Here is a 24,754-nt window from a genome sequence, read left to right as displayed (position 1 = left end):
GGCGCGGGTGTCTAGAACGGGGCGGTCGCCGCGTAGACGGCACGCAGACGGTCCGCCGTCCGGCGCGCCTGTACGGAGTGGCGCAGCGTCCGTGTCATCGGGCCCGGCTGCTCGGGCCGGGCGGCCGTGGGCTCGGCCGGCGACTCCAGATCGGCCGGGACGATCTCCGTCGCCGGGGTGTCACTCGCGGGGGCCGGCCAGACCAGGGTGGGAGGCGCGTCGGCGGGTCCCATGGCGTGCGAGGTGAGTTTCCGGCGCGCCTGGGCGATCTTCATGCCCTGGGCCTCGATCACCGCGCGGCACCGCTGCACCACCTCGGTCAGCGACGGCCGGTCCCCGGCATCATGGGCGAGCATGACCGTCAGCAGCGGTTCCAGTCCGGCCGGCACACCGGACAGATCCGGTGCCGTGGCGGGGTCCGTGACCAGGTGGAACACCATGTACGGGGTGGCCGCCTCATGCGGATAGTGGCCCGTCACCGCGAACAGCAGCAGCGCCCCCAGCGCGTACACGTCCACCGCCGCCGTCAGCGGCTTCACCCCCGCGGCCTGCTCCGGGGCCATACAGATCGGGGTGCCGACGACCTGGTGCGGCATGGTGAGGGCAACGCTCGACTCGGTGAACGCGGCCAGCCCGAAGTCGATGATCATCGGCCCGTTCGGGCCCAGCAGCACGTTCGCCGGCTTGAGGTCCCGGTGCAGCAGTCCCTGGTCGTGCACCCCGGACAGTGCCTCGGCGAGGACCGCGCCGAGCGCCGCCGCGAGGACGGACGGCAGCGGACCGTGTGTCTTGACATGCCGTGCCAGGTCCGGGCCGTCGACGTACTCCGTGGCCAGCCACGGCTGCTCCGCCTCCGCGTCGGCTTGCAGGAACGCGGCGATACGGGCCCCGTAGATCGTCTTGAGCGCCTCGACCTCCTGCGCGAAGCGCTTGCGCGACTCGGAGTCCACGACCGACGGCTTGATCACCTTCACCGCGGCGGGCTCACCGCCGAGCGATTCACCGAGGTAGACCTGCCCCATGCCGCCCTGACCGATCCGGCCGAGAAGCTCGAAGTCGCCCAGCGCGACCGGATCCTCCGGGTTCAGGGGCATGATCTGCACGTGTGTCCTCGACATTCCGTCCTGGCGAGCCTCTGATCAGCCGCGATGCGCGCCTGGGGGACACGGTAGTGGATGGGGACCGCGTCGGGTACGAGGGTTGCCGAATGGAGATATCGACCTCTATGAAGGGGAACCTGTCGAGGTGTGCGGCCGCTGCCTACTCCGGGGGCATCGGGGTCTCCGCCGTGCGGTACATCGCCTGGACGTCCAGCTCCAGTTGCACGGTCGGGCCGACGACCGCGATGCCGCGGGCCAGCATCGAACGCCAGTTGAGGGTGAAGTCCTCGCGGTGCAGCTCGGCCTTCGCCAGGGCCGCGCAGCGCAGCTCCTGCTCGTAACCGCCGTTCACCGTTCCCAGGTACGTGGTGTCGAGGCCCACGGAGCGGCTGGTGCCGTGCATGGTCAGCGTGCCGTTCAGCGTCCAGCGGGAACCGCCCCGGTAGACGAACCGGGTGCTGGTGAAGTCGATGTACGGGTAGTGCTCGACGTCGAGGAAGTCGGCGGACCGCAGATGGTTGTCACGGGTCCGGTTGCCCGTGTTGATGCTGGACGCGTCGATGCGCACCTGGACCTGGGAGTCGGTCACGTCCGGAGTGACGCGGATGCCGCCGGTGAAGCGGGTGAAGCGTCCGTGGACATGGGCCATGCCGACATGCTTGGCGATGAACCGGATCGCGGTGTGCGGCGGGTCGAACAGCCAGGTGCCGGGCGCCGGCAGTTCCAGCTGCCGGGCGGGCAGCAGCTCGACCCGCGCCGCGGGGAGGGCGGCACCGGCGGTGATGTCGACACCGCTGCGGGCCGGGGTGAGGCCCTCCGCCGAGACCATCACGCTGTAGGAGCCGGGCGGGAGCGCCGCCATGAACAGGCCGTACGGATCGGTGGTGCCCTGGGCGGCGACCCGATGGCTGTCCATGGCGGTCACCGTGACCTCGGCTCCGCCCAGGGGCTGGCCCATGGGGTCGACGACCTCGCAGCCGTAGGCGCCGGCGCCGGCCGGCAGAGGCAGCGAGAGGTCCGGTGCGGCGCCGGAGGCACTGCGGGAACGCGAACGCCGGAGCAGTCCGAGGGCCATGCGGTTCACCTTTCCCTCCGCGGGCCACCGACGGACGTGTTCACGGTCGCCGAGAACCGCCCGGGATGGGTTGCAGAAGCGACTAAGTTGACGTTTGAACGATCCTAGGGCAGGAGGAAGGGTGATGAGGCGCGGGAGTCATGGCGCGCAAACGGGCGCGTCCATGTGCCTGATGGACCTGAACCGCCGTGATCCCGGCGGTTCAGCGGGTCCTGCCCGGCCCGATGATCGCGATTCTTTGCTCCGCTGCTGTGGTGAAGGTCATCCGGGGTGCCGGAAGATTCACAGGCGGCTCGCGGTCCCGTCACGCGGTCCGCACAACGCGCTCACGGGAGGACGGGCGTCAGACGGCCGAGATCCGGGTCGCCGAACTCCGTCCGCAGGGCCTCGAACGCGGTCACCTTCTCCTCGCCGTAGCGGCCGATGAAGGCCGCGTAGTCGGCGGGGGTGAGGAACCGCGCCGGCCTGGACTTGGTGTGGAACTTGTCCGCGTACATCACCAGCCGCTCCTCCGCCGTCACCGGGAGATAGTCGGCGGGAGGGAGCGGCAGACGCTGCGTCTCGACGTCGTGGCGGGTCAGGCCCACACCGGTGTGATGGGAGCAGAACCGGCACAGCGGCTCCGGGAACCCCTCACCGGCGAGGAGTTCATGACCGAGCAGACCGTGCCGGACGTAGTTCGCGTGGTCCAGGCGGCCGTCGTCGCCGTAGAGCCGGTAGACACCGATGTCGTGCAGAAGACAGCCCGCGCGGACCAGTTCGGCGTCGAGGTGGGCGAGGCACGGTGAGGAGAGCAACTGCTCGGCGATGCTCCAGACGGTCTCGCAGTGCGTGTGGACGCCGGCGAACGCCTCGGCGGTGGGTGCGTGTTTCTCGTGCAGGGCGCGGATCTGTCCGGGGTCCGGGATTCTCACGTGATCGAGCACTCCTTCACACTGAGCGGCTTCGTGCTGCCCGCCGGTCTGCTGCACAGGACCTCCGCCTGTGAGACGCCCTCCGCCGTTCTGCGGACCCGGTTGAGGACGATGCTGTGGCCGTGCCGCTCCGCGTACAGGGGGGCGCCGGTGAAGTCGATCGTGCCGGTGGCCATACCGTCGAGTCTCACATTCCGCAGGTTCACCCAGGTCGCCGACCGGCTCTGCGGGACGTCACCGAGGCTGGCCGCCCAGTACAGGGCACGCGTGGAGTCGTGGGCAAGGGCCGTCTGGCCGCTCGCGAAACCGGCCGCGTCATACGTCACCCGGCCGTCCTTCAGCCAGGGCAGATAGTGGGAGGCGTCCTCGTAGAAGGCGGTCCGGGACGCGGCCTCCTTCAGCTCGGCGAGCGCCGCGTGGTACAGCGTGATCCGCGGGGCCACGCCGTCCCGGCCGCCGGTGCCGGAGAAGCGGGCCTTGCTCAGGTCGTCGCCGGTGAGGATCGAGATCTGCCGGTTCGCGCAGCCCGGTTCGGTGCTCAGCTGCGTCATCAGCGGGCCGATGTCCTCCACCCGGCCGGCGAAGTAGATCACCGACGGGACGTTCTCGCCGCGGCAGATGCTCTCCGCGTGCTCGCGCAGTTCCGGCTTGCCGTTCGCCACCCGGTAGCGCTGGGCGGGAAGCGGCTCGAAGCCCTCACGGATCAGCATCTCCCCGCCGTACAGCGCCTGTTCGCTGGTGTAGCGGTCCTGCGACTCCTTGGTGTCCCGCGCCAGAACGAGAGCGTGCGCAACCTCGTCCCGCCGGGTACGGAGCTGGCGGGCGATGAGACCGAGTGCCCTGGCCTGGTGCTCGTCGGGGGCCGCGAGACTGAACCAGTTGGAGAAGTCCTTCGGCAGATACGTCGCCGAGTTGGTGCCCGAGACGATGGGCAGTCCGGCCTCGAGCAGCCGGCGCGTGACATCGGGGCTGCTCTGCAGATCGCGGCCGAAGCCGACGACACCGACGACGGTCGGGTCCCGGTCGGCGTACGCGGCTATCGCGTCGGCCGTGACCTTCTGGTGGCCCATGTCGGAGCCCCCGTTGGCGAGCAGCACCCGCAGCTTCACCGTGTAGTTCTCGTTGACCACGCGCTGGGCCAGATATACGCCGGTCAGCTCCTCGGCGCCCTTCACCAGGGACGGGTCCGCCGAGGCGGAGCTCAGCGGTCCCGCGTACACCACCGTGACGTACGCGTCGGGGTGGTCGCGCACCACCCTGCTGTTCTCGGCGCGGACCAGGCTCTCCAGCTCCCGCAGCCGCTTGCCCTCACCTGCCGTACCGCCCGTCAGATACGCGCCGAAGCGGACGTCCCCGGTGGCTATGCCCACGCACTCCGTGCCGCCGCCCGGCGCGGGGCGCTTCTCCGTGTCCCGGTCGGCGGTCAGCAGACCCGCCGAGCAGTACGTCCGGTCCAGCTCCCGCGCGTGGACGACGCCGGCCGTGACGACCACGGCCAGGACCAGCAGGACGCTGTGCACCGACCACACCACGCGCGCCACCGGCGGCCGGTGCCGGGCCCTGACACACCGCCAGTCCGACTGGCGCAACTGGTCCAGTTCGCCGTGCGGCAGCGGGATCCGCAGCACCCACGGCAGCGCGTTCGTCCGGCTCGGCGACTGATCGGCACGGAGATTACCCGCCCATTCGTCATACCAGTGCCTCAGCCGCTGCGGGAGGCGTGAGGGCGGTGTCGGGCGGTTGGCCGGGGGGCTCGCGTCCGGGCCCCGGTCGAGCAGCGCGGTGTCGTCCGCGGCCACGCCCGCCACGATCAGCAGCGGGTCGAGCTCGCTGCGCCGGCTGCGGACGTCACTGACCGCCCTGATCAGCTCTATCCCGCCGTTCTCCCGGGCCGCCCGGCGCAGGAACAGCACCGGCGGGCGGGTCCGCTTGAAGCCGCGCAGATCCCAGCTGGCGCGCCGGTGGTTGTCGCGCAGATCCTCGAAGAGCGCGAGCACGTACAGCTGGAGCGGGAACTCGCCGCCGTCGCGCATCGCCTCGGACACGTCGCAGGCGCGGGCCGCGATCGCCCGCCAGGAACGGATCGGCCTCAGCAGCCGCACGCTCGTCGACTGCCGGCGGGCGGCGGACTGCAGAAAGGTCGTGGTCAGGAACCAGCGGCTCTCCCTGCGCAGCCACAGGAAGAGGGGAGCACGTCCGGGGACATGGTTCAGCCCGGCGAGGAGCACCATCAGGCCGATGCCCGCGAGGACGGCGATGTACCACTCGGGGCGGGTCAGCAGCGCGGTGAAGGCACCCAGGACGCCCATGGGGAGGAACTGCTGCACATCGTTGAGCAGCAGCTGCCGGTTTCGGCGCGAGGGCCTGCGGGGACGCCAGCGCTGCCGGGCCAGGATGCGCAGGAGCTGCGTCTGGGCCTGCTCCCGCTGGACGTTCCCGTCCGGGGTGCCGCCGGGCGCCGTCGGCCAGTGCTCGCGCATGTCCGGATCGTCGGTCGCCTCCTGGAGGGCGCGCACCAGACCGAGGCGGGGAAAGGAGTAGGGGCGGTACGCGGCGGAACGGTCGCCCCACTTGCGCGAGTCGCCCAGGTCCCACAGGAGGCGCGCGGCGCGGGCGGTCGGGTCGAGGTCGCCGGGCTGCGGCTCGGTCGGGGCGACGGCCGTCCGCGTACCGTACCGCAGCTGGCCCTCGCTCAGCTCGTCGACGAGTTCCGTGACACGGTCGTCGTCCGCCGCGTCCTCGGCGTGCAGCACGATCACCGGCATCGGCGGATCGCTGGTCCGGAAGTCCTGGATCAGGGACTCCAGCTGACGCTGGACATCGATCCCCGCCTCCGTCGACATGCCCGGATGACCACCCGGACAGTCTTGCGGAAAGCTCTGGTCACGGCTCTGCATGGACACCCCCCGTTGTCGTAAGACACATGTGTCGCAAGCGCCTTGTGAGGATAACTCCCGACTCCGACAACCGCTGCGGTGCAACGGGGGCTGTTGACGGCGAGTTGGTGGGACCCATGCCGGTGGCGGGTGGGCGTGTTCACACGTTCGGGTGCGGCTGTGCGAAATGGGCACGAGTCGGGCGGGTGGTCCGTTCGATTCGGTGACGGGCACGGACGGGATGGGTCCGTCCGATCAGCCCCTCGGGGCAGTCCCTCGGTGATGAACGGAGTACGTCATGGGTCTCACCTTCCACCGCAACGCCGACGGCACGATGACCGGGCGCAACGAGGCCACGGGGTTCACCGTGACCCACGCCGAAGAGGAGGAGGTGACACGGCAGTTGTACGAGGACGCGGGCTGGGAGTACACCCCGCCGCCACCACCGGTCCCACCCGGGTTCCACCGGTTCGTGCTGGCGCACGACGCGTTCGAGGACGCCGGGGCGGACGACGAGCGGTACGCGGGGGTGCGGGCGCGTCCGCCGCGGGGGTGCGTGCCCGTGGACCGGGGGTGCTTCGCCCTGCGGTGCGAGCGGCCGGGGCGGACGCTCATGGACGCGGTCGCCGGGACCGTCGCGGAGGTGCGCCGGGAGCACGGGCTGATGCTGACCGGCCTGGGGGCCGGGAGACCCGAGGAGTGGTACGGGTGCGACCGGGACGGACACGCGGGCGTGATCGTCACGCAGTCATTGCTCACGGCGGCCCACCGGGCCCGGCTGCTCGGCTACGGGCGCAGGGACGTGATCCGGCTGCTCGACGCGGCCGGCGTCGAGTAATGGGGGGCGAGGTGAGGACGCGGGACCCGGCCGCCGGGGAGGCGGTGTGCCCTCAGCCCGCGACCAGTTCCCGTACCTCGTGCGGGACCGGGACCGTCCCCACGCGGGAGGTCCGCCACAGCCACAGCACGTCCCGGCCGAACGACCACAGCAGCAGGCCCAGCGCCAGCGCCACCACACCGACGTTGACGGCGTGAGGGAGCAGTGCCGCGCCCGCCACCAGCAGCAGCACACCCTGGAGCGCGGCCACCGTCTTGCGGGCCGTGCTCGGCGGGAGCGGCGCGGTCAGCCAGGGCCAGACCCGCGCGGCGGCCACGAACACGTACCGCATTCCACCGATGAGGAGCACCCACGGACCCATCGCCATCGACACGTACACGCTCAGCACCAGGATCAGGAACGCGTCCACCTCCATGTCGAAGCGGGCGCCCAGCGGAGTCGACGTACCGGTGCGGCGGGCGACCTTGCCGTCGACACCGTCCAGGATCAGGGCCACGGCCGTCAGGCCGACGAACAGGGAGACGGGGGGTGAGTCCTGGAACGCCTCGGCGACCAGCGCGGTGACCCCGCCGACGAGGGTGGCACGGCCGAGCGTGACCCGGTTCGCCGCGCCGAACGAGCGCAGCCGGGACCGGTGCAGGGCCCGGGAGAGCACCGCCCAGGTGGCGATCGCGAACGCGAGCCCGGTCAGCCAGCCCACAGGGCCCATGCCGACCGCCGTACCGATGAGGGCGAGCAACAGGATCTGTACGCCCGCCCCCACCGCGGTCTCCTGCTGTACGAGCCTCGCGTCGTAACTGTGGTTCAGGGCCACCGAACATCCTCCGGCCGTGTGACAGAGTCGATCAACGCCGCTACCTTGTGCGCGGCCTGTGCACCCCTCGGTACGCGTGCAGCTTCCCGATCGTTCAGGAGGATTCCGATGAACCGCACCGCCCGTGCGTTCTGGCTCGACTCACCCGGCCGAGGGGTGATCCGTGAGATCGCCCTGCCCGCGCCCGGCGCGGACGAGGTCCTGGTGCGGTCCCTCTACTCCGGAGTGAGCCGGGGCACGGAGACACTCGTCTTCCGCGGCGGAGTGCCGGAGAGCCAGCACACCGCCATGCGCGCGCCGTTCCAGGAAGGTGACTTCCCGGCCCCCGTGAAGTACGGCTACCTCAACGTGGGTGTGGTGGAGGAAGGACCCGAAGCACTCGTCGGGCGGACCGTGTTCAGCCTGTACCCGCACCAGACGCGGTACGTCGTCCCGGCGCACGCCGTCACCCCCGTACCCGACGGGGTGCCCGCCGGACGGGCCGTCCTCGCCGGCACCGTCGAGACCGCCGTCAACGCGCTCTGGGACGCGGCACCCCTCGTCGGCGACCGTATCGCCGTCGTCGGCGGCGGCATGGTCGGCGGCTCGGTGGCCGCACTGCTCGCCCGCTTCCCCGGCGTACGCGTCCAGCTCGTCGACGCCGACCCGGCCCGCGCCAAGACCGCCGCGGCACTCGGCGTCGGATTCGCCCTGCCCGCCGACGCCCTCGGCGACTGCGACCTAGTCGTCCACGCCAGCGCCACCGAGCGGGGCCTCGGCCGCGCCCTCGAACTGCTCCGCCCCGAGGGCACCGTCGTCGAACTCAGCTGGTACGGCGACCGCAGGGTCAGCCTCCCGCTCGGCGAGGCCTTCCACTCCCGCCGCCTCACCCTGCGCGGCAGCCAGGTCGGCACCGTCTCCCCGGCCCGCGCGCACCTCGGCTACGCCGACCGGCTCGCCCTCGCCCTCGACCTGCTCACCGACCCCGCCTTCGACGCCCTCGTCACCGGCGAATCCGCCTTCGAGGACCTGCCCGACGTCATGCCCCGCCTCGCCTCCGGCGAGATCCCCGCCCTGTGCCACCGCCTGCGCTACGACACCGTGGAGCGGCACCGGCACGCCTGACCTGAGAAAAGAGGTAGAGAGGGCTGAACACGGGAAGGCAGTCAGCCGTACTACACGGCATCCCCGGCGGCCATCGGCCGGGGAGCAGACGCGCCGCACATGGAGGGTCGTCCGTTGTTCAGCATCACCGTCCGCGATCACATCATGATCGCCCACAGTTTCCACGGCGAGGTCTTCGGACCGGCCCAGCGCCTGCACGGCGCCACATTCCTCGTGGACGCCACCTTCCGGCGCCAACAGCTGGACCAGGACAACATCGTGGTCGACATCGGCCTCGCCACACAGGAACTCGGCGCCGTCGTCGGCGAGCTGAACTACCGCAACCTCGACAACGAGCCCGACTTCGCGGGGGTCAACACCTCCACGGAGTTCCTGGCCAAGGTCATCGCCGACCGGCTCGCCGAACGCATCCACAAGGGCGCGCTCGGCGAGGGCGCCAAGGGCATCGCGAAGGTCGCCGTCACCCTGCACGAGTCGCACATCGCCTGGGCGAGTTACGAGCGTGACCTGTGACCGACACGACCCTGGACGTGACCCCCACGACCGCCGACCGGGCCGGCACCGCCCGCCTCGACTACGTTCCCCGGCAGACGGCCTTCTCGAGGAACGGCGGGATCATCCCCATGTCCCTGCGCTCCGTGCACTTCGTCATGCCGGGCGGCGTCGACGACCCGGGCGCGCCCAGCGGCGGCAACGCCTACGACCGGCGCGTCTGCCTCGACCTGCCCGGCTTCGGCTGGCAGGCACACCGGCACGCCGTGCCCGGCGACTGGCCCCGCCCGGACGCCGCCGCCCGCGCGGAACTCGCCCGCACCCTGCGCGAACTCCCCGACGGCGCCGTCGTCCTGTTCGACGGCATCGTCGCCTGCGGGGTGCCCGAGATCATCGTCCCCGAGGCGGAGGAGGGACGGCTGCGCATGGCCGTCCTCGTCCACCTCCCCCTCGGCGACGAGACCGGGCTCGACCCGGCCGTCGCCGCCGACCTGGACGCCCGCGAACGCGCGGTCCTGCGGGCCGTGCCCGCCGTCATCGCCACCAGCGACTGGGCCGTACGCCGACTCGTCTCCCACCACGGCCTGGCCCCCGAGCGGGTCCATGTCGCCGCTCCCGGCGCCGACATCGCCCCCGTCGCGCCCGGCACCGACGGCGTCTCCCGGCTGCTGTGCGTCGCCGCCGTCACCCCGCGCAAAGGCCAGCACCGGCTGGTCGAGGCGCTGGCGGCGGTGGCCGACCTGCCGTGGAGCTGCGCGCTCGTCGGCGGACTGGGGCACGACCCCGAGTACGTCGACCACCTGCGCGGACTCATCCGTACGCATGGCCTCGAGGACCGGCTGGAGCTGACCGGTCCGCAGGCGGGCGCCGAACTCGACGCGAGCTACGCCTCCGCGGACCTGATGGTGCTCACCTCGTACGCCGAGACGTACGGCATGGCGGTCACCGAGGCGCTGGCGCGTGGCATTCCGGTGCTCGCCACCGATGTCGGCGGGGTGCCGGAGGCCGTCGGCCGCGCGCCCGACGGCGGTATGCCGGGCATCCTCGTCCCGCCGGAGAATCCCGCCGCCATCGCCGTCGAACTGCGCAACTGGTTCGGCGAGGCGGACGTACGGCGCCGGCTCAAGTCCGCCGCCCGCAGCCGTCGGGCCGCCCTCGGCGGCTGGGCCGGCACCGCACAGAGCCTGGCGGCCGTACTGCGCCGGCTTCCCACCGAACCGCGGAGGGCCGCATGACGAACCCGGCGACCACCACCGAGCACGACGGCACGGTCTCCGGCCGGCCCGGCGTCCGGGACGTCATCCCCGGCGCCGGACCCGCGCTCCGCCCCGGCGAGCGGGCCACGCTGCGGCTGCGGGACGACGACGAGGACGAACCCGCCCGCTACGCGCCCGAGTGGCTGCAGTTGCGGGAACCGGCGGACGCCGCCGCCCGCTCGTACGACCTGCTCGATCCGTTGCGGATCCGGCTCGCCAATCTGCCGCGCAGGGCGGACGGGTTCGTCATCCACGACATCGGGTGCGGGACCGGGTCCATGGGACGGTGGCTCGCGCCCCGGCTGGATGGTGCCCAGCACTGGGTGCTGCACGACCGGGATCCGTATCTGCTGCACTTCGCCGCCGTCGCCTCGCCCCGGTCCGCCGCCGACGGGAGCCATGTGACCGTGGAGACCCGGCGGGGTGATGTCGCCCGGCTGACGCCGGAGGCGCTGGCCGGGGCCTCGCTGGTGACCGCGTCCGCGTTGCTCGATGTCCTCGGCCGGGAGGAGATCGAGGCGCTTGCCGCCGCCTGCGCGGGCGCCGGGTGCACGGCTCTGCTGACGCTGTCCGTGGCCGGGCGGGTGGAGCTGACCGAGCCCCACCCGCTGGACCGGGAGATCATGGAGGCGTTCAACGCCCATCAGCGGCGGGGCGGGATGCTCGGGCCGGACGCCGTCAACGTGGCCGCCGAGCTGTTCGCCGAGCACGGGGCCACCGTGCGGATCAACCCGAGCCCCTGGCGGCTCGGGCCCGCGGACGCCTCGTTGACCGAGCAGTGGCTGCGGGGGTGGGTGGGAGCCGCGGTGGAGGAGCGGCCCGAGCTCGCCTCACGGGCCGAAGGGTATCTGGCCTCCCGGCTGGAGGCCTGTGCCGCGGGGAAGTTGCGGGTCGTCGTCCATCACAGTGATCTGCTCGCCCTGTGCCGGCCGGTGGACGGGGACGCATGAGTGCGCGGTCGCGCGCACGGCTGGGGGCGCTGGGCGGGGTTCTCATTCTCGCCGTACTGGTGTGGCGGGTCGACACCCGGGCGCTGGGGGAGGGGCTGCGGCGGATCGACGGGGGGACGCTGCTCGCCGGGGTGGGGATCGGCGTCGTGACCACCGTGTTCAGTGCGTGGCGGTGGGTGGTCGTGGCCCGGGGGGTGGGGATCCGGCTGCCCTTCGGTGCCGCCGTCGCCGACTACTACCGTGCGCTCTTTCTCAACGCGGCCTTGCCCGGCGGGGTGTTGGGGGATGTGCATCGCGCCGTGCGGCACGGGCGGAGTGCCGGGGACATGGGGCGGGGGGTGCGGGCGGTGGTGTGGGAGCGGACCGCCGGGCAGCTCGCGTTGTTCGTGGTGGGGGCGGGTGTGTTGGTCTGCATGCCGTCGCCGGTGCGGGGGGCTGTGCGGCAGGCTGCGCCTCTGGTGGGGTTGGGGGCTGTCGGAGCGCTCGCGGTGGGGGTGGCTCTGCGGATGAACCGTGGGCGGGGGGCCGTCGGGCGGCGGCGGGCCTGGGTCGCTGAGGTTCGGGAGGGGTTGTTCTCTCGGCGTAGTGCGCCTGTGGTGGTTCTGTCGTCCGTCGTGGTGCTGGGTGGGTACGTTGCGATGTTCGTGCTGGCCGCCGATGTGGCGGGGGTGGGGGCGTCGGTGGGTGAACTGGTGCCGTTGGCTGTGCTGGCGTTGCTGGCCATGGGGCTGCCGCTGAATGTGGGGGGGTGGGGGCCTCGGGAAGGGGTCACCGCCTGGGCGTTCGGGGCGGCGGGGTTGGGGGCGGGGCGGGGGCTGACCGTTGCGGTGCTTTACGGGGTGTTGAGTCTGGTGGCCAGCCTGCCGGGGGTGGTGGTGCTGGTCGTTCGACGTGGTGTTCTCGCCCCCGCCGCCCCTTCCCTTCCCGTCCCCGGGGGCGTTGCCCCCGGACCCCCCGGTCGGCCTTCCGGGCCTCGTCCTCAATCGCCGGACGGGCTGGAGAGGGGTTGTCCTCTAACGCCGGACGGGGTGGAGAGGGGTTGTCCTCAAACGCCGGACGGGGTGGAGAACGGTGACGGTTCGTTGTCTTCTGTCAGCAGTGAGATATATGCCGAGAAGGAATCCGTCAAGGCCGCCAGGAGTTCCTTGCCCTTTTCCGCCGATGCCAGGGAGGGGCGGCCTATGACGCCCGAATCCGTGTAGGGGGCCATGCCCATTGTCAGGAGGTGGCGGCGGTCGTCCGCTGTGTGGTCCGAGGTTTCGTAGCCGGGGCGGAGCAATTCGGGGTGCGTGTGCAGGAGGATGGACGCTTCGATTTCGCCGGCGTGCATGTCGGTGAGGAGGGAGGTGACCACGCCGGACCGTGTGCGGGCCGTTTCCCAGTCCTCCGCGGCCGGGTACAGCGCCATGCGCTCGCCTCGCGCCGAGGCTTCCTGAACGACGTTGCCCAGTACGTAGTTTCCGCCGTGCCCGTTGACCAGCACCAGGGTGTCCACGCCCGACCTGCGCAGCGAGTCGGCGATGTCCCGTATCACCGCGTGAAGGGTCACGGAGGAGAGGGAGACCGTGCCCGGCCAGGCCGCGTGCTCGTGCGAGCAGGAGATCGTCACCGGAGGGAGGAGATGCACCGGATAGGCGTCCGCGATCTCCTGTGCGATCGCGCAGGCGACCAGTGTGTCGGTCGCCAACGGCAGGTAGGGACCGTGCTGTTCGAAACTCCCGACCGGAAGTACCGCGATCTGCCGTGAGACGTCGGCGCCCCGCGTCCGTACATCCTCTGTAGTATCCGCCGGCAACAGACCGTGCACCGGGCCGTATGCCGCCGACCGCTTTTGTGAACCACCCATATCGTCACGGCCTTTCGTCTCTGCTTAGGAACTCGAGAATCATGACAGAAAAAGTAGGCGTCCTCGGCAAGAAGCCCCAGCGGCGGACCGGTGTGGAACGCGTCGTGAATGCGCCGCTGCCCACCGTGTACGGAAAGTTCCAGGCGGTCGGCTACATGGACCACGACCGCGGTGACGAGCAAGTAGCCCTCGTGTACGGCGACATCGGTACCGACGGTGTCCTCACCCGGCTGCACTCCGAATGCCTCACCGGGGACGCCTTCGGCTCCCAGCACTGCGAGTGCGGCGACCAGCTGGCCTCCGCGCTGCGCGCCGTCGTCGCCGAGGGCGCGGGCGTGGTCGTCTATCTGCGCGGCCACGAGGGACGTGGCATCGGCCTGCTCGGCAAGCTCCGGGCGATGGCCCTCCAGGCGGAGGGCCTGGACACCGTCGAGGCGAACGTGGCCCTCGGATTCCCCGTGGACGCCCGTGACTACGGTGCGGCCGCCGGCATGCTCCAGGACCTGGGCGTCCGCTCGGTGCGCCTCATGTCCAACAACCCGCGCAAGCGCGAGGCGTTGATCCGGCACGGCATCCAGGTGGCCGAGCAGGTGCCGCTGCTGATACCGCCGTGCGAGAGCAACATCACCTACCTGCGCACCAAGCGGGAGCGGCTCGACCACCACCTGCCCCATCTCGACGCGGTGGCGCACCTGTCGTAGCTCAGCCCGTCACCGCCTCGTGCACCAGCCGCTTGAGGTCCCGGAACACGGTGTGGGAGGACCTGGGCCGCACCTGTGTGTGGAACTGCACGGTCAGGTCGCGGCCCGGGTCGACCCAGAACGTGGTGGTGGCCACCCCGCTCCAGCCGTAGCTGCCGAGGGCGGACGGGGCCTGCGTACGGGACGGGTCGACGACGACGGAGACACCGAGGCCGAAGCCGATGCCGTCGTTGCCGGGGGTGTCGTGCGCGGGGCGGCTGCCGACGGCGCGTATGTCGGCTCCGTCGGGGAGGTGGTTGCGGGTCATCAGGTCCACCGTCGTGGGAGCGAGCAGGCGTACGCCGTCGAGTTCGCCGCGCCGGCGCAGCACCTCCATGAAGCGGTGGTAGTCGTGGGCCGAGGCCACCATGCCGCCGCTGCCGGAGAGGAACCGGGGGCGGCCGCGCAGAGGGAGGCCGGGGACGGCCTCGATGCCGCCGTCGTCCGACTCGCCGTACAGCTCCGCCAGCCGTTCCGCCTGGGCGTCCGTCACCTCGAAACCGGCGTCCGTCATGCCGAGCGGTCGGAAGACGCGTTCGGCGAGGAACACGTCCAGTGGCTTGCCCGACACGACCTCGATGATCCGGCCCAGCACGTTCGAGGCGACCGAGTAGTTCCACTGCGTGCCCGGATCGAACTGCAGGGGCAGGCTCGCGTACACCTCCGTCGTGCCCGCCAGATCCCTGCCCGGTGCCACCGACGACTCCAGTCCCGCCTCCCGGTACAGCTGGTCGACGGGGTGGGAGTTGTAGAAGGCGAACGTCAGACCCGCCGTGTGCGTCATCAGATGGCGGACGAGGAGCGGGCCCCCGGGCGGGCGGGTGCGCATCGCCGTGCCCGACCCGGACTCGTACACGCGCGGGTGCGCGAACGCCGGGAGGTGGTCGCCGACCGGGTCGTCCAGGGACAGACGGCCCTCCTCCACCAGCATCAGCGCGGCGACCGCCGTCACCGGCTTCGTCATGGAGTAGATCCGCCACAGCGTGTCACTCTCCACCGGCAGCCCCGCCGCCACGTCCCGCGCCCCGTGCACCGTGTGATGCGCGACCCGACCGCCGCGGGCGACGGCCACCAGGAAACCGGGCAGCCTCCCCTCGTCCACCAGGCCGGCGAGGTGGCGGTCCAGCCGCTTCAGCGCCTCCGCGTCCAGTCCGGCCTCGGAGGGATCGGCCTCTTGCCGCAGCACTGTCATCGGTCTCCTCGGGGAACGCCGGCCCCGTTCGGGGCGTTGAACCAGTCATGACCCACGACGCCGAACAGAACGCACTGCTCGCCCTGCTGTCCGAGGGGCACGGCGGAGTGCTCGTCACACTGAAACGTGACGGACGGCCCCAGCTGTCGAACGTCATGCACGCCTACTACCCCGACGAGCGCGTCATCCGCGTCTCGCTCACGGACGACCGGGCCAAAACCGCCAACCTGCGCCGCGACCCCCGCGCCTCCTACCACGTCACCAGCGACGACCGCTGGGCCTACACGGTCGCCGAGGGCACCGCCGACCTGTCGCCCGTGGCCGGCAACCTGTACGACGAGACGGTGGAGGAGCTGATCCGGCTGTACCGCGACGTCGGCGGCGAGCACGCGGACTGGGACGAGTACCGCGCCGCCATGGTCCGCGACCGGCGCCTTGTGCTGCGGCTGCGGGTGGAGCGGGCGTACGGCATCCCGCACCGCGCCGGGGCGTGAGACAACCACCCCGGCGCGCACGGCGTACGCCTCAGGCGCCCACGTACTGGGCCAGATGCTCGCCCGTGAGGGTGGAGCGGGCGGCGACCAGATCCGCGGGGGTGCCCTCGAAGACGATCCGGCCGCCGTCGTGACCGGCGCCGGGGCCGAGGTCCACGATCCAGTCGGCGTGCGCCATGACCGCCTGGTGGTGCTCGATGACGATCACCGACTTGCCCGAGTCCACCAGCCGGTCCAGCAGGCCCAGCAGCTGTTCCACATCGGCGAGGTGCAGACCGGTCGTCGGCTCGTCGAGGACGTACACCCCGCCCTTGTCGGCCATGTGCACCGCCAGCTTCAGCCGCTGCCGCTCACCGCCGGACAGCGTGGTCAGCGGCTGGCCGAGGGTGAGATAGCCGAGCCCGACATCCGCCATCCGCTCCACGATGCGGTGCGCGGCCGGGATGCGTGACTCGCCTTCGCGGAAGAACTCCTCGGCCTCGGCCACCGACATCGCGAGCACCTCGCTGATGTCCCGGCCGCCGAAGTGGTACTCGAGCACCGACGCGTCGAACCGCTTGCCGCCGCAGTCCTCGCAGGTCGTCGCGACGCTCTGCATGATCGCCAGGTCGGTGTAGATGACGCCGGCGCCGTTGCAGGTGGGGCAGGCGCCCTCCGAGTTGGCGCTGAACAGGGCCGGCTTGACGCCGTTGGCCTTGGCGAACGCCTTGCGGATCGGATCGAGCAGGCCCGTGTAGGTGGCCGGGTTGCTGCGCCGCGAGCCCCGGATGGGGGTCTGGTCGACCGAGACCACACCCTCGGGGGCCGGGACGGAACGGTGGACCAGGGAGCTCTTGCCGGAACCGGCGACACCGGTGATCACGCAGAGCACGCCGAGCGGGATGTCGACGTCGACGTCCTGGAGGTTGTTCGCGTTCGCGCCCCGGATCTCCAGCGCGCCCGTCGCCTTGCGGACGGTGTCCTTCAGCTTGGCCCGGTCGTCGAGATGGCGGCCGGTGACGGTGCCGCTCGCCCTCAGCTCCTCGACGGTGCCCTCGAAGCAGACGGTGCCGCCCGCCGTACCGGCGCCGGGGCCGAGGTCCACGACATGGTCGGCGATGGCGATCGTCTCCGGCTTGTGCTCGACCACCAGCACCGTGTTGCCCTTGTCGCGCAGCCGCAGCAGCAGATTGTTCATCCGCTGGATGTCGTGCGGGTGCAGACCGATGGACGGCTCGTCGAAGACGTACGTCACATCGGTGAGGGAGGAGCCGAGGTGGCGGATCATCTTGGTGCGCTGCGCCTCGCCGCCGGAGAGCGTGCCGGAGGCCCGGTCGAGCGAGAGATAACCGAGGCCGATCTCCACGAACGAGTCCAGGCCGTGCCGGAGCTTGGCCAGCAGCGGCGCCACCGAGGGCTCCTCCAGCCCGCGCACCCACTCGGCCAGGTCGCGGATCTCCATGGCGCAGGCGTCGGCGATGTTCAGCTTGCCGATCCTCGAGGAGCGGGCCGGCTCGCTGAGCCGGGTGCCGTCGCACTCGGGACACCGGGCGAAGGTGACCGCCCGGTCCACGAAGGCCCGGATGTGCGGCTGCATCGACTCGCGGTCCTTGGACAGGAACGACTTCTGCAGCTTCGGGATCAGCCCCTCATAGGTGAGGTTGACCCCGTTGATCTTGACCTTGGTCGGCTCCCGGTACAGGAAGTCGTGCCGTTCCTTCTTCGTGTACTCGCGGATCGGCTTGTCCTTGTCGAAGAACCCCGACTCGGCGATGACCCGCACCACCCAGCCGTCCCCGGTGTAGGTGGGGATGGTGAACGGGTCCTCGGACAGCGACTTCGAGTCGTCGAAGAGCTGCGCGAGATCGATGTCGGAGACCGTGCCCCGGCCCTCGCAGTGTGTGCACATGCCGCCGGTGCGGGTGAAGCTGACCTTCTCGGTCTTCGTCTTCTCGGAGCCCCGGTCGACGGTGAAGCCGCCGGTCGCCGAGACGGAGGCGACGTTGAAGGAGTACGCGGCCGGAGGGCCGATGTGCGGGGTGCCGAGCCTGCTGAAGAGGATGCGCAGCATCGCGTTGGCGTCGGTCGCGGTGCCGACGGTGGAGCGGGGGTCGGAGCCCATCCGCTGCTGGTCGACGGTGATGGCCGTGGTCAGACCGTCCAGCACGTCCACCTCGGGGCGGGCCAGGTTCGGCATGAAACCCTGGAGGAAGGCGCTGTACGTCTCGTTGATCAGCCGCTGCGACTCGGCGGCGATCGTGTCGAACACCAGGGAGCTCTTGCCCGAGCCGGACACGCCGGTGAACACCGTGAGCCGCCGCTTGGGGATCTCGATGCTGACGTCCTTGAGGTTGTTCTCACGCGCCCCGTGCACGCGGATCAGCTCGTGACTGTCGGCGGCGTGCGGCTCGGACGGCTGCCCGTCCGCCCTCGTGGCCATGCTCATCGCTCTCCATCCGTCGGGCGGCGACCGCGTACGGCCCCCGCCGGCGTTCCCCAACCCGGCAAGGCTAGGCGACCCGTGGCCACCTGCGCTTCTCGATTCCTGACCGACCGGGGAACGCCCGCGACGTCCGCTCAGGCCGTGACCTTCGCCGGCCGCTCCGCACCCGCCTCCACGGCCCGTTCGCCCAGCCGCTCGGTGGGGACACGATGGGTCTCGCGGGCCGTGATCGCCGCGATCACCGGCGGTACGCACAGGGCCGCCGTGAAGAAGGCCACCGCCGTCCAGTCGTCGCCGTCGGGGCCCGCGAGCCGCGCGGCGAACGTGACGGCGAACCCGGCCACCGCGAAGCCGATCTGCGTGCCGATCGCCATACCCGAGAGCCGGACCCTGGTCGGGAACATCTCGCCGTAGAAGGACGGCCACACCCCGTTCGCGGCGCTGTAGACGACGCCGAACGTGACGATCCCGAGGACCAGGGTGAGCGGATAGTTGCCGGTGGAGATCGCCCACAGGTAGAGGAACATCGTCACCGCGCTGCCCACGGCCCCGACGAGGAAGACGGGACGCCGCCCGACCCGGTCGGCGAGCGCGGCCCACAGCGGGATCGCGGCCAGCGCGACGACGTTCGCCAGCGCGCCCACCCACAGCATCGACGTACGCGACATGTCCACCGCGTCACTGGTGGCGTACGCCAGCGCCCACACCGTGAAGATCGTGCTGACCGAGGCGATCAGCGCGCCCGCGATCACCCGCAGGACGTCCGCCCAGTGCTCCCGCAGCAGCACCAGCAGCGGCAGCTTCACGACCCCCTCCGTGGCGGTCTGCTGCTCGAACGCCGGCGTCTCGTCCAGCCGGCGCCGGATCACGTACCCGACGACGGCGACCGCGATGCTCAGCCAGAACGGCACCCGCCACCCCCAGGACAGCAACTGCTCCTCGGGCAGCGCGGCGACCGGGATGAACACCAGCGTGGCCAGCAGCTGGCCGCCCTGCGTACCGCTGAGGGTGAAGCTGGTGAAGAAGCCCCGCCGGTGGGGCGGCGCGTGCTCCAGCGTCATGGAGTTGGCGCTCGCCTGCTCGCCGGCCGCCGAGATGCCCTGGAGCACCCGGCACAGCACAAGCAGCACGGGGGCGAGCGTGCCGACCTGGGCGCGGGTGGGCAGACAGCCGATGAGGAACGTCGACACGCCCATCAGGATCAGGGTGAAGACCATGATCTTCTTACGGCCGAGCCGGTCCCCGACATGCCCGAGGAACAGCGCGCCGACCGGCCGGGCCGCGTACGCGACACCGAACGTGGCCAGCGACAGCAGGGTCGCGGTGGCCGGGTCGGAGTCGTCGAAGAACACCTCCGGGAAGATCAACGCGGCCGCGCTGCCGTAGATGAAGAAGTCGTAGTACTCGAGGGCGCTGCCGATCCAGGCGGCGGCCGCCGCCTTCCTCGGCTGTCCGGGCGGGGAGGCGTCGCGGGGCGGTACGGGGACGGTCACGGCGGGCTCCTTCGGGGGACTCCACGACGGTACGCGGAGGGGGAGAGCGGAGGGGATGTGCCGAGGCGCTAATTAACCCACTGGATAGTTAGTCGCGGCTGGGTAGGGATGCTGCGCCCGGTCGCCCGCACTGTCAAGAGGTCGCGTCGTACGTGATGCCGGCGCGCGGTTCAGTCCGCGGCGCGCTCCGCCGTCAGATAGGCGATCACCATGTCGCCCAGCATCGCCCGGTAGTGCTCGCGCCGGTCCGGGGCCACCAGGTCGCGGCCGAACAGGGCGCCGAAGGTGTGCCGGTTGGACACCCGGAAGAAGCAGAACGAGCTGATCATCGCATGCAGGTCCACGGCGTCGACGTCGGCCGTGAACAGCCCCGACTCCTGCCCGGCGGCGAGGATCCGGCGGATCACGTCCAGCGCGGGGGAGCCCATCCGGCCCAGCTCCTCCGAGGCCGCGATGTGCTCCGCGTCGTGGATGTTCTCGATGCTCACCAGGCGGATGAAGTCCGGGTGCCGCTCATGGTGCTCGAAGGTCAGCTCCGCCAGCCGCCTGATGGCCGCCACCGGGTCCAGATGATCGACGTCCAGCTGCTGCTCGGCCTCGCGGATCACGCCGTACGCCCGCTCCAGCACGGCCGTGAACAGCTGTTCCTTGCCGCCGAAGTAGTAGTAGATCATTCGCTTGGTGGTACGGGTGCGGGCGGCGATCTCGTCCACGCGGGCCCCGTCGTACCCGGCCCGGGCGAACTCCGCCGTCGCCACGTCGAGGATCTCGGCCCTGGTACGGGCGGCGTCGCGGATCCGCTCGCCGGGCCGTGCCGGTTCTTCGACGCTGGTCATCGGGTTCCTCCGGGCCGAGGTGCAGTGCCGGTGATTCTAGAAGCAGCCCTCCGCCCGGCCCGGGCGGGTCTTCCCGAGGGCCTCGGACGGCTGATATAGCTAACGTACTGGTTCGTACATTGCTGAGCCGCTCTGGAGGTCCGCGGTGCTCAAGGACTCGTATCTCGTCGGGCTGATCGGCTCCGGCATCGGCCCGTCGCTCAGCCCCGCGCTGCACGAACGGGAGGCCGGCCGGCAGGGCCTGCGCTGTCTGTACCGGCTCCTCGACCTCGACACCATCGGCGTCCCGCCCGAGCAGGTGGGCGAGCTGCTGCGCGCCGCCCGGCTGCTCGGCTTCGACGGGCTCAACATCACCCACCCGTGCAAGCGGCTCGTCGTCGAGCACCTGGACGCCCTCGACCCGAGGGCGGAGGCGCTGGGGGCGGTCAACACCGTCGTCTTCGAGGGCGGACGGGCCGTCGGCCACAACACGGACGTCACCGGCTTCGCCACCGCCTTCGCCCGCGGACTGCCCGACGCCCCGCTGGAACGGGTCGTCCAGCTCGGCGCGGGCGGCGCCGGCGCGGCCGTCGCACACGCCACGCTCACCCTCGGCGCCGAACGGGTCACCGTCGTCGACGCCCTGCCCGAACGGGCCGCCGACCTCGCCGCCGCGCTGAACCGGGGCTTCGGGGCGGGCCGGGCCCGCGCCGCGACCCCGGACCGGCTGCCCGAGCTGCTCGCCGCCGCCGACGGCAACGGCGGGCTCGTGCACGTCACCCCCACCGGCATGGCCGCCCACCCCGGCCTCCCCCTGCCGGCCGGACTGCTGCACCCCGGCCTGTGGGTCGCCGAGGTCGTCTACCGTCCGCTGGAGACCGAGCTGCTGCGCACCGCCCGCACGGCCGGCTGCGCCACCCTCGACGGCGGCGGCATGGCCGCGTTCCAGGCCGCCGACGCGTTCCGCCTGTTCACCGGCCGGGAACCCGACAGCACCCGGATGCTCGCGGACCTCACCGAGCTGACCGGCGGCGCCGTCGGGGCGCCGCAGTAGACCGACCCCGGAAAGCGAGAGGTACCGACGTGCGTACGTCCATCGCCACCGTCTCCCTCAGCGGCTCCCTCACCGAGAAGCTCACGGCCGCGTCCCGGGCCGGCTTCGACGGGGTGGAGATCTTCGAGAACGACCTGCTCACCGCACCGCTCACCCCCGAGGACATTCGCGCCCGCTGCGCCGACCTCGGCCTCGGCATCGACCTCTACCAGCCGCTGCGGGACATCGAGGCCGTACCCGACGACCTCTTCGCCCGCAATCTGCGCCGCGCCCGGCACAAGTTCGAGCTGATGCGCAGGCTCGGCGCCGACATGGTCCTCGTCTGCTCCAGCGTCGACCCGTCCGCGCTCGACGACGACGCCCTCGCCGCCCGGCAGCTGAGCGAACTCGCCGACCTGGCGGCCGGCTTCGGCATCCGGGTGGCGTACGAGGCGCTGGCCTGGGGGCGGCATGTGAGCACGTACGACCACGCCTGGCGCATCGTCGAGGCGGCCGGACACCCCGCGCTCGGGACCTGTCTGGACAGCTTCCACATCCTCTCGCGCGGCAGCGACCCCCGCGGCATCGAGGACATTCCCGGCGAGAAGATCTTCTTCCTCCAGCTCGCCGACGCGCCGCTGCCCGCGATGGACGTGCTCCAGTGGAGCCGCCACCACCGCTGCTTCCCCGGCCAGGGCGGCTTCGACGTCGCCGGACTGGTCCGGCACGTGCTGCGCACCGGCTACACCGGGCCGCTGTCCCTCGAGGTCTTCAACGACGTCGTACGGCAGGCCGACGCCGGACCGACCGCCGTGGACGCCCGCCGCTCCCTGCTGCTGCTCCAGGAGGAGACGGGCGCGGGCGCCCTGCCCGCCCCCGCCGTCCCCACCGGAGTCGCCTTCGCCGAACTCGTCACCCCCGACGCGGAGCCCCTCGCCGGACTCCTCGACGCGCTCGGTTTCGCCCGCACCGCACGGCACCGCAGCAAACCCGTCGACCTCTGGCAGCAGGGCGAGGCCCGCGTCCTCGTCAACACCGGGACGGCCGTGCGCCGCGACGGCACCCGGCTCGCCGCCGTCGGACTGGAGTCACCCGACCCGCAGGGCGCCGCCCGCCGCGCCGAGGCCCTGCTCGCGCCGGTACTGCCGCGCCGCCGGGCCCCCGAGGACGCGCCGCTCGACGCGGTCGCCGCACCCGACGGCACACACCTGTTCTTCTGCGGCGCCTGGCGCTCCGACTTCACCGGCCTGGACCACCCGCCCGCCGCCCCGCACGTCCGGCACATCGACCATCTCGCCCTCACCCAGCCCTGGCACCACTTCGACGAGGCGGCCCTCTTCCACCGGGGCGTCCTCGGACTGCGCGCCGAGGAGAGCGTAGACGTTCCCGACCCCTACGGCCTGCTGCGCAGCCGCGCGGTCGGCACCGCCGACGGCAGCGTCCGTATCGCCCTCGGCGTCGGCGCCGCGCCCAGGGACGACACCGCGCACGCCCAGCACATCGCGTTCGCCACCGACGACGTGGTCGCGGCCGCCCGCCGCTTCCGCGCCGCGGGCGGCCGGCTGCTGCCCATCCCCGCCAACTACTACGACGACCTCGCCGCCCGTCACGAGTTCGCCGACGGCGAGCTGGAGACCTACCGCGACCTGGGCATCCTCTACGACAGGGACGAGCACGGCACCCTGCGCCACTGCTACACCCTCACCGTCGGCCAGGTCTTCTTCGAACTCCTCCAACGCGACGGCGCCCACCACGGCTACGGCGCCCGCAACGCCCCCGTCCGCCTGGCCGCCCAGCACGCGGCACAGGGCGGCGCCGGAGTCACGGGCGGGTGTTCCACTCCGCGATGACCGGGTTGCCGTGCTCCAGGGACAGACGGCTCAGGGTGCCCGTCTCCAGGCGGAAGAGGCGGCCGGCGGACGGGGGAAGGCCCAGGCGGCGGGCGGTGAGGACGCGGAGCAGGTGGCCGTGGGCGACCAGCATCACATCACCCTCGTCCAGGGCCTCGGACAGACGGGCCAGGACCCGGTCCGCGCGGTCGCCCACCTGCCGTGGGGACTCGCCGGGGAAGTCCCGGCCCGGCGGTACGCCGTCGGTCCACAGGTCCCAGCCGGGACGGCTGCGGTGGATGTCCGCCGTGGTGATGCCCTCGTAGCCGCCGTAGTCCCACTCCCGCAGGTCCGGCTCCGGTATCGCGCCGGTCAGGCCCGCCAGCTCGGCGGTGCGCCGGGCGCGGACCAGCGGGCTGGTGAGGACCAGCCCGAAGGTCCGCCCGTCCAGCAGCGGGGCGAGCGACGTGGCCTGGGCCTCACCGGCAGGGGTCAGCGGAAGGTCGGTCCCGCCGGTGTGCCGGCCCGCCCTGCTCCACTCCGTCTCGCCGTGCCGCGCCAGCAGCAGATCTCCCACCGGCGCTACGCCTTCTCCGCCGACTCGACGGCATGCCCGCCGAACTGGTTGCGCAGCGCCGCCACCATCTTCATCTGCGGCGAGTCCTCCTGACGCGAGACGAACCGCGAGAACAGCGACGCGGTGATCGCCGGCAGCGGCACGGCGTTGTCGATCGCCGCCTCCACCGTCCAGCGGCCCTCACCCGAGTCCTCCGCGTAGCCGCGCAGCCGCTCCAGATGCTCGTCGTCGTCGAGCGCGTTCACCGCGAGGTCCAGCAGCCAGGAGCGGATCACGGTGCCCTCCTGCCAGGAGCGGAACACCTCCCGGACGTTGTCGACCGACTCGACCTTCTCGAGCAGCTCCCAGCCCTCCGCGTACGCCTGCATCATGGCGTACTCGATCCCGTTGTGGACCATCTTCGCGAAGTGCCCGGCACCCACCCGGCCCGCGTGGACGAAGCCGTACGGCCCGTCCGGCTTGAGCGCGTCGAAGATCGGCTTCAGCAGCTCCACGTGCTCCTCGTCGCCGCCGACCATGAGCGCGTAGCCGTTCTTCAGGCCCCACACCCCGCCGGAGACACCCGCGTCGACGAAGCCGATGCCCCGGGCGTGCAGCTCCTTGGCGTGCTTCTCGTCGTCCGTCCAGCGGGAGTTGCCGCCGTCCACGACGACGTCCCCGTGGCGCAGCAGGCTTCCCAGCTGGTCGACCACGAGCTGGGTGGCGGCGCCGGCCGGCACCATCACCCACACCACGCGCGGCCCGTCGAGCCGGTCGACCAGGTCGGACAGATGGTCCACGTCGGAGACTTCGCGGTTGGTGTCGTATCCGATGACGGTGTGGCCGGCGTTGCGGAGGCGCTCCCGCATGTTGCCGCCCATCTTGCCCAGACCAACAAGACCGATCTGCATGTCA

21 protein-coding genes and 1 pseudogene are annotated in these 24,754 nt (G+C 71.7%); 10 read left to right on the top strand and 12 right to left on the bottom strand.

All coding sequences use genetic code 11. From position 1 onward, the window contains the following. Nucleotides 1-11: 11 nt before the first annotated feature. From ACGFR9_RS00750 to ACGFR9_RS00735, 4 genes are all read right to left on the bottom strand, one after another. Complete coding sequence (locus tag ACGFR9_RS00750) at nt 12-1,094, bottom strand: serine/threonine-protein kinase (RefSeq protein WP_393202728.1); 1,083 nt, start codon at nt 1,092-1,094, stop codon at nt 12-14. Nucleotides 1,095-1,260: 166 nt separating this feature from the next. Next, nucleotides 1,261-2,175: a YceI family protein gene (locus tag ACGFR9_RS00745; protein WP_393201516.1), complete on the bottom strand. Its 915-nt coding sequence runs from the start codon at nt 2,173-2,175 to the stop codon at nt 1,261-1,263. Nucleotides 2,176-2,501: 326 nt separating this feature from the next. Next, nucleotides 2,502-3,089 (bottom strand): HD domain-containing protein, encoded by a 588-nt coding sequence (locus tag ACGFR9_RS00740; RefSeq protein ID WP_393201513.1) that lies wholly within the window; start codon nt 3,087-3,089, stop codon nt 2,502-2,504. Next, nucleotides 3,086-5,932: an ABC transporter substrate-binding protein gene (locus tag ACGFR9_RS00735; RefSeq protein ID WP_393201510.1), complete on the bottom strand. Its 2,847-nt coding sequence runs from the start codon at nt 5,930-5,932 to the stop codon at nt 3,086-3,088. The genes ACGFR9_RS00740 and ACGFR9_RS00735 overlap by 4 nt, the downstream gene beginning before the upstream one ends. Nucleotides 5,933-6,263: 331 nt before the next feature. Between ACGFR9_RS00735 and ACGFR9_RS00730 the strand changes: the two genes are divergently transcribed. After that, nucleotides 6,264-6,803 carry a hypothetical protein gene (locus tag ACGFR9_RS00730; protein ID WP_393201507.1) on the top strand — a complete coding sequence of 180 codons (540 nt, stop codon included), beginning with the start codon at nt 6,264-6,266 and terminating at the stop codon, nt 6,801-6,803. Nucleotides 6,804-6,855: 52 nt separating this feature from the next. On the opposite strand, the gene ACGFR9_RS00725 is transcribed toward ACGFR9_RS00730, so the two are convergent. Continuing rightward, nucleotides 6,856-7,617, bottom strand: a complete 762-nt coding sequence (locus ACGFR9_RS00725; RefSeq protein WP_393201504.1) for a CDP-alcohol phosphatidyltransferase family protein — start codon at nt 7,615-7,617, stop codon at nt 6,856-6,858. 108 nt (nt 7,618-7,725) lie between these two features. Between ACGFR9_RS00725 and ACGFR9_RS00720 the strand changes: the two genes are divergently transcribed. The 5 genes and pseudogenes from ACGFR9_RS00720 to ACGFR9_RS00700 all read left to right on the top strand — a co-directional run. Then, a complete protein-coding gene (locus ACGFR9_RS00720) occupies nt 7,726-8,721 on the top strand; it encodes a zinc-binding alcohol dehydrogenase (protein ID WP_393201501.1) in 996 nt (331 codons plus the stop codon). A gap of 114 nt (nt 8,722-8,835) precedes the next feature. After that, the gene (locus tag ACGFR9_RS00715; RefSeq protein WP_393201498.1) at nt 8,836-9,234 is read left to right on the top strand and encodes a 6-pyruvoyl tetrahydropterin synthase family protein; all 399 of its coding nucleotides are present in this window, start codon (nt 8,836-8,838) and stop codon (nt 9,232-9,234) included. Between the two features lie 110 nt (nt 9,235-9,344). Beyond that, nucleotides 9,345-10,448, top strand: a complete 1,104-nt coding sequence (locus ACGFR9_RS00710) for a glycosyltransferase family 4 protein (protein WP_393202726.1) — start codon at nt 9,345-9,347, stop codon at nt 10,446-10,448. Beyond that, nucleotides 10,445-11,419 carry a class I SAM-dependent methyltransferase gene (locus ACGFR9_RS00705; RefSeq protein ID WP_393201495.1) on the top strand — a complete coding sequence of 325 codons (975 nt, stop codon included), beginning with the start codon at nt 10,445-10,447 and terminating at the stop codon, nt 11,417-11,419. Before ACGFR9_RS00710 ends, ACGFR9_RS00705 begins: the two co-directional genes overlap by 4 nt. After that, nucleotides 11,416-12,276, top strand: a pseudogene (locus ACGFR9_RS00700) (lysylphosphatidylglycerol synthase transmembrane domain-containing protein); the annotation flags it as partial. The gene ACGFR9_RS00705 and the pseudogene ACGFR9_RS00700, both read left to right, overlap by 4 nt. 188 nt (nt 12,277-12,464) lie before the next feature. On the opposite strand, the gene ACGFR9_RS00695 reads toward ACGFR9_RS00700, so the two are convergent. Then, nucleotides 12,465-13,265: a creatininase family protein gene (locus tag ACGFR9_RS00695; RefSeq protein ID WP_393201492.1), complete on the bottom strand. Its 801-nt coding sequence runs from the start codon at nt 13,263-13,265 to the stop codon at nt 12,465-12,467. 41 nt (nt 13,266-13,306) lie between these two features. On the opposite strand from ACGFR9_RS00695, the gene ribA reads away from it, so the two are divergent. Continuing rightward, complete coding sequence (gene ribA / locus ACGFR9_RS00690) at nt 13,307-13,966, top strand: GTP cyclohydrolase II (RefSeq protein ID WP_393201489.1); 660 nt, start codon at nt 13,307-13,309, stop codon at nt 13,964-13,966. Between the two features lies 1 nt (nt 13,967). Here ribA and ACGFR9_RS00685 read toward each other — a convergent pair whose 3' ends face one another. Beyond that, nucleotides 13,968-15,197: a serine hydrolase domain-containing protein gene (locus tag ACGFR9_RS00685; protein WP_393201486.1), complete on the bottom strand. Its 1,230-nt coding sequence runs from the start codon at nt 15,195-15,197 to the stop codon at nt 13,968-13,970. A gap of 47 nt (nt 15,198-15,244) precedes the next feature. On the opposite strand from ACGFR9_RS00685, the gene ACGFR9_RS00680 reads away from it, so the two are divergent. After that, on the top strand, nt 15,245-15,691 hold the full coding sequence (locus ACGFR9_RS00680) for a PPOX class F420-dependent oxidoreductase (protein WP_393201483.1): 447 nt from the start codon (nt 15,245-15,247) through the stop codon (nt 15,689-15,691). Between the two features lie 31 nt (nt 15,692-15,722). Here the strand turns inward: ACGFR9_RS00680 and ACGFR9_RS00675 are convergent, their stop codons facing one another. From ACGFR9_RS00675 to ACGFR9_RS00665, 3 genes are all read right to left on the bottom strand, one after another. Next, complete coding sequence (locus ACGFR9_RS00675) at nt 15,723-18,116, bottom strand: ATP-binding cassette domain-containing protein (protein ID WP_393201480.1); 2,394 nt, start codon at nt 18,114-18,116, stop codon at nt 15,723-15,725. A 131-nt stretch (nt 18,117-18,247) separates the two neighbouring features. After that, nucleotides 18,248-19,606 carry an MFS transporter gene (locus ACGFR9_RS00670; RefSeq protein WP_393201477.1) on the bottom strand — a complete coding sequence of 453 codons (1,359 nt, stop codon included), beginning with the start codon at nt 19,604-19,606 and terminating at the stop codon, nt 18,248-18,250. Between the two features lie 170 nt (nt 19,607-19,776). After that, the gene (locus ACGFR9_RS00665) at nt 19,777-20,442 is read right to left on the bottom strand and encodes a TetR/AcrR family transcriptional regulator (protein WP_393201474.1); all 666 of its coding nucleotides are present in this window, start codon (nt 20,440-20,442) and stop codon (nt 19,777-19,779) included. A 145-nt stretch (nt 20,443-20,587) separates the two neighbouring features. Between ACGFR9_RS00665 and ACGFR9_RS00660 the strand changes: the two genes are divergently transcribed. Continuing rightward, complete coding sequence (locus ACGFR9_RS00660) at nt 20,588-21,475, top strand: shikimate dehydrogenase (protein ID WP_393201471.1); 888 nt, start codon at nt 20,588-20,590, stop codon at nt 21,473-21,475. Between the two features lie 29 nt (nt 21,476-21,504). Continuing rightward, complete coding sequence (locus tag ACGFR9_RS00655; protein WP_393201468.1) at nt 21,505-23,304, top strand: TIM barrel protein; 1,800 nt, start codon at nt 21,505-21,507, stop codon at nt 23,302-23,304. On the opposite strand, the gene ACGFR9_RS00650 is transcribed toward ACGFR9_RS00655, so the two are convergent. Together ACGFR9_RS00650 and gnd are read right to left on the bottom strand one after the other, a co-directional pair. Continuing rightward, entirely contained in the window at nt 23,276-23,860 is a 585-nt protein-coding gene (locus ACGFR9_RS00650) for a histidine phosphatase family protein (protein ID WP_393201465.1), read from the bottom strand. The two genes, ACGFR9_RS00655 and ACGFR9_RS00650, sit on opposite strands and share 29 nt — an antisense overlap. A 5-nt stretch (nt 23,861-23,865) precedes the next feature. Then, a complete protein-coding gene (gene gnd / locus ACGFR9_RS00645) occupies nt 23,866-24,750 on the bottom strand; it encodes a phosphogluconate dehydrogenase (NAD(+)-dependent, decarboxylating) (protein WP_393201462.1) in 885 nt (294 codons plus the stop codon). Between the last annotated feature and the right edge of the window lie 4 nt (nt 24,751-24,754).

Origin of the sequence: Streptomyces sp. NPDC048584, assembly GCF_043199595.1 — a bacterium.
Lineage (GTDB): Bacteria > Actinomycetota > Actinomycetes > Streptomycetales > Streptomycetaceae > Streptomyces > Streptomyces edwardsiae.
Note: the sequence above shows the minus strand (reverse complement) of the source record. Positions and strands in the feature narration are given on the sequence as shown.

What these genes read in the sequence shown, in the direction of transcription:
- ACGFR9_RS00750 (WP_393202728.1), bottom strand. Translation starts at nt 1,094, where the DNA reads ATGCCCCTGAACCCGGAGGATCCGGTCGCGCTGGGCGACTTCGAGCTT.
- ACGFR9_RS00745 (WP_393201516.1), bottom strand. Translation starts at nt 2,175, where the DNA reads ATGGCCCTCGGACTGCTCCGGCGTTCGCGTTCCCGCAGTGCCTCCGGC.
- ACGFR9_RS00735 (WP_393201510.1), bottom strand. Translation starts at nt 5,932, where the DNA reads ATGTCGACGGAGGCGGGGATCGATGTCCAGCGTCAGCTGGAGTCCCTG.
- ACGFR9_RS00730 (WP_393201507.1), top strand. Translation starts at nt 6,264, where the DNA reads ATGGGTCTCACCTTCCACCGCAACGCCGACGGCACGATGACCGGGCGC.
- ACGFR9_RS00720 (WP_393201501.1), top strand. Translation starts at nt 7,726, where the DNA reads ATGAACCGCACCGCCCGTGCGTTCTGGCTCGACTCACCCGGCCGAGGG.
- ACGFR9_RS00710 (WP_393202726.1), top strand. Translation starts at nt 9,345, where the DNA reads ATGTCCCTGCGCTCCGTGCACTTCGTCATGCCGGGCGGCGTCGACGAC.
- ACGFR9_RS00705 (WP_393201495.1), top strand. Translation starts at nt 10,445, where the DNA reads ATGACGAACCCGGCGACCACCACCGAGCACGACGGCACGGTCTCCGGC.
- ACGFR9_RS00695 (WP_393201492.1), bottom strand. Translation starts at nt 13,265, where the DNA reads ATGGGTGGTTCACAAAAGCGGTCGGCGGCATACGGCCCGGTGCACGGT.
- ribA (WP_393201489.1), top strand. Translation starts at nt 13,307, where the DNA reads ATGACAGAAAAAGTAGGCGTCCTCGGCAAGAAGCCCCAGCGGCGGACC.
- ACGFR9_RS00685 (WP_393201486.1), bottom strand. Translation starts at nt 15,197, where the DNA reads ATGACAGTGCTGCGGCAAGAGGCCGATCCCTCCGAGGCCGGACTGGAC.
- ACGFR9_RS00680 (WP_393201483.1), top strand. Translation starts at nt 15,245, where the DNA reads ATGACCCACGACGCCGAACAGAACGCACTGCTCGCCCTGCTGTCCGAG.
- ACGFR9_RS00675 (WP_393201480.1), bottom strand. Translation starts at nt 18,116, where the DNA reads ATGAGCATGGCCACGAGGGCGGACGGGCAGCCGTCCGAGCCGCACGCC.
- ACGFR9_RS00665 (WP_393201474.1), bottom strand. Translation starts at nt 20,442, where the DNA reads ATGACCAGCGTCGAAGAACCGGCACGGCCCGGCGAGCGGATCCGCGAC.
- gnd (WP_393201462.1), bottom strand. Translation starts at nt 24,750, where the DNA reads ATGCAGATCGGTCTTGTTGGTCTGGGCAAGATGGGCGGCAACATGCGG.